The sequence below is a fragment of the Sinomonas sp. genome (genome assembly GCF_036848755.1).
Classification (GTDB): Bacteria; Actinomycetota; Actinomycetes; order Actinomycetales; family Micrococcaceae; genus Sinomonas.
Window position 1 is genome coordinate 1 of sequence record NZ_DAIUJO010000025.1, and the last position, 2,958, is coordinate 2,958.

The window sequence follows — 2,958 nt, forward strand, 5'->3', positions numbered from 1 at the left end:
GGCTTCCTCATGTGGCAGAGCGCCTACAGCGAGTTCTACTTCTGCGAGGCCCTCTGGCCCGACTTCCGCAAGGTCGACTTCCTGCGGGCCCTCCGCGACTACGCCGGGCGCCAGCGCCGTTTCGGCGCCTGACCGGCGTCCTCCCCGCTGGCGCAGCCGAACAATGAATCACTGTGATTCAGGCAACATGCCCGCCACGTTCATTTCCCGGCAACCTCTGGCGGCGTAATGTGGCGGCATCGGGGGGCATCCGCTTCCCGAGCGGGGAGGCCGAGTTGGGCGTTGCTTTGCAGCTGCTCCAGGAGGCCGGCCCGGCCTCACGGCCGAGCCGGAAGGAACTGGAGACTGCCGGGGAAACCCGGGGGCTGGAGTCGACGTGACGACCACTGGAATGCTGTCCGAAGAGCCCACCGCCGCGCTCGCGCGGCGGACCTATGTGCTGGACACCTCCGTGCTGCTGTCGGACCCGAGGGCCGTGCTGCGCTTTGCGGAGCACGAGGTCGTGATCCCGGTTGTTGTGATCACCGAGCTCGAGGCGAAACGCCACGATCCGGAGCTGGGCTACTTCGCGCGCAAGGCGTTGCGCCTGCTCGACGATCTCCGCCTCGAGCACGGGAGCCTCGGAAACCCGATTCCCCTCGGTGCGCAAGGCGGGACCCTCGTCGTCGAACTCAACCACATTTCGGCGGAGGTGCTGCCCGCCGGCTTCCGCAGCGGCGACAACGACGCGCGGATCCTTGCAGTGGCGAAGAACCTCTCCAACGAGGGGCGTACCGTCACGGTCGTCTCGAAGGACCTTCCGATGCGAGTCAAGGCCTCCGCGATGCAGCTCGACGCGGATGAGTACCGCAATGAGCAGATCGTCGACTCGGGGTGGACCGGAGTCGCGGAGATCGAGGCGAGCGAGGCCGAGGTCTCGGCGCTGTACGGCCACGAGCCGGTCTTCCTGCCGGAGGCCGCGGAGATGCCCGTCAACACGGGACTCGTCATCATGTCCCCGCGAGGCTCGGCCCTGGGGCGGGTGGGGGCCGACAAGCAGGTTCGGCTCGTCCGCGGCGACCGAGACGTGTTCGGCCTCCATGGACGCTCAGCGGAGCAGCGCCTCGCGATCGACCTCCTCATGGATCCCGCCGTCGGCATCGTCTCGCTCGGCGGAAAGGCCGGAACGGGCAAGTCGGCACTTGCGCTGTGCGCGGGCCTCGAGGCCGTGATGGAGCGGCGCGAGCACAAGAAGGTCGTCGTGTTCCGGCCGCTCTTCGCCGTGGGCGGCCAGGAGCTGGGCTACCTGCCCGGCACGGAGGCCGAGAAGATGAACCCGTGGGGCCAGGCCGTCTTCGACACCCTCGGTGCCGTCACCAGCCCCGCCGTCATCGACGAGGTCATGGACCGCGGGATGCTCGAGGTCCTGCCGCTCACCCACATCCGCGGACGGTCGCTCCACGACTCGTTCGTCATCGTGGACGAGGCGCAGTCCCTCGAGAAGAACGTCCTGCTCACGGTCATGAGCCGGATCGGCCAGAATTCGAAGATCGTCCTGACGCACGACGTCGCCCAGCGCGACAACCTGCGGGTCGGGCGGCACGACGGGATCGCCGCCGTCGTCGAGACGCTCAAGGGCCACCCGCTCTTCGCGCACGTGACCCTCACGCGGTCCGAACGCTCGCCCATCGCGGCGCTGGTGACCGAACTGCTCGAGCGGGCCGAGATCTAGGGGGAATTGCCACGGAGTGAGGGGAGTCGTCGGATAGGGTCCAAGTGTGACCCTCCGACTCCCCGAGCTCTGGCACACGAGCCCGGTCGCGTTCTGGCTCGTCCTGGCCTGCCTCGCGTACTTCGTCTGGATGGCGGCACGCCTCGCCGTGATCGACATCCGCAGCCACCTTCTGCCGAACCGAATCGTGTTGCCGAGCTATTGGGCAGCCGTGCCGCTGGCGATCGCCGCCGCGATCGGTTCGTCGGGCGCTGCGTTCGACGGCGGAGCGGTCGTGCGGGTGCTCGGAGGCGGCGCCGTGCTGTGGGCCGTCTATTTTGTGCTCCGGGTCGTGTACCCCGCCGGGATGGGCTTCGGCGACGTGAAGCTCGCCGGCGTCCTCGGCCTCTACCTCGGATACCTCAGCTGGGAGCATCTCCTGTGGGGAACCGCGGCCGCGTTCCTGCTCGGGGGCCTCTACGGGCTCGTGCTCATCGTGCTGCGGCGCGCGACCGGCAAGACCGCCATACCGTTCGGCCCTTTCATGCTGGTGGGCGCCGCCCTAGCGCTCCTGCTGCCTGGGTAACCCCGCGTTCCGGTGGCCTCGTAACCCCGCGTTCCGCCCCCTCGTTGCGCCGTCATCTTTGCTGGGTGCGGGCCGTTCCTGTGGAGGCATCGACGCTTGTGGAGGCGTCGACCCCTGTGGAGGCATCGACGAAGTGCGCGGCACGGTCGACGTCGAGGGCCCACTCGACCGCGCGACGGTGCAGGGGAGGCAGGTCCGGCAGGGCATCGAGCTCGAACCAGCGGACGTCAAGGTTCTCGTCGTCGTTGACCCGCGCGTCGCCGCTCACATACACGCACGCCATCACGACGTCGAGGTACTGGGCTCGGTCCCCGTTCGGGTACACGACGGGAGCGGTCGTGCCGACACCGGCGAGATGGCTGACCCGAACCGTGACCCCAGTCTCCTCGAGCACTTCGCGGACTGCGGTCGCCGCGGGTTCCTCACCGGGTTCGACGATGCCTGCGGGGACGGTCCAGCGTCCGTTGTCGGCCCGGCGGACGAGGAGCAGCCGCCCGCCGTCGTCGGTCACCACCGCCTTGACGCCGGGCAGCCACAGCGGGTGGACGCCGATCATGTCGCGCAGGGTGAGGATGAATTCGGGGGTAGGCACTGCCCCAGCGTATCGACTCCGGCTGCTCGCCCGCTCGGGAGCGGCCGGCTAGTGCAGGCGCGCGGACGACGACGGGCGACGTCGCGCGGA

General features: G+C 69.0%; 4 protein-coding genes. 3 read left to right on the forward strand and 1 reads right to left on the reverse strand.

Annotated elements, in window-relative coordinates; genetic code table 11:
• From V7053_RS05825 to V7053_RS05835, 3 genes are all read left to right on the forward strand, one after another.
• The coding region (locus tag V7053_RS05825) for an undecaprenyl diphosphate synthase family protein (RefSeq protein WP_334171356.1) at positions 1 to 132 on the forward strand (132 nt) is incomplete at its 5' end.
• 259 nt (positions 133 to 391) lie between these two features.
• Positions 392 to 1,711: a PhoH family protein gene (locus V7053_RS05830; protein ID WP_334171357.1), complete on the forward strand. Its 1,320-nt coding sequence runs from the start codon at positions 392 to 394 to the stop codon at positions 1,709 to 1,711.
• Positions 1,712 to 1,757: 46 nt separating this feature from the next.
• Positions 1,758 to 2,276 (forward strand): A24 family peptidase, encoded by a 519-nt coding sequence (locus tag V7053_RS05835; protein ID WP_334171326.1) that lies wholly within the window; start codon positions 1,758 to 1,760, stop codon positions 2,274 to 2,276.
• A gap of 52 nt (positions 2,277 to 2,328) precedes the next feature.
• On the opposite strand, the gene V7053_RS05840 is transcribed toward V7053_RS05835, so the two are convergent.
• Positions 2,329 to 2,868, reverse strand: coding sequence for an NUDIX hydrolase (locus tag V7053_RS05840; protein ID WP_334171327.1), 540 nt, complete (start codon positions 2,866 to 2,868; stop codon positions 2,329 to 2,331).
• Positions 2,869 to 2,958 lie beyond the last annotated feature (90 nt).

Coding starts and splice junctions, on each gene's coding strand:
- V7053_RS05830 (WP_334171357.1), top strand. CDS start 392: ATGCTGTCCGAAGAGCCCACCGCCGCGCTCGCGCGGCGGACCTATGTG.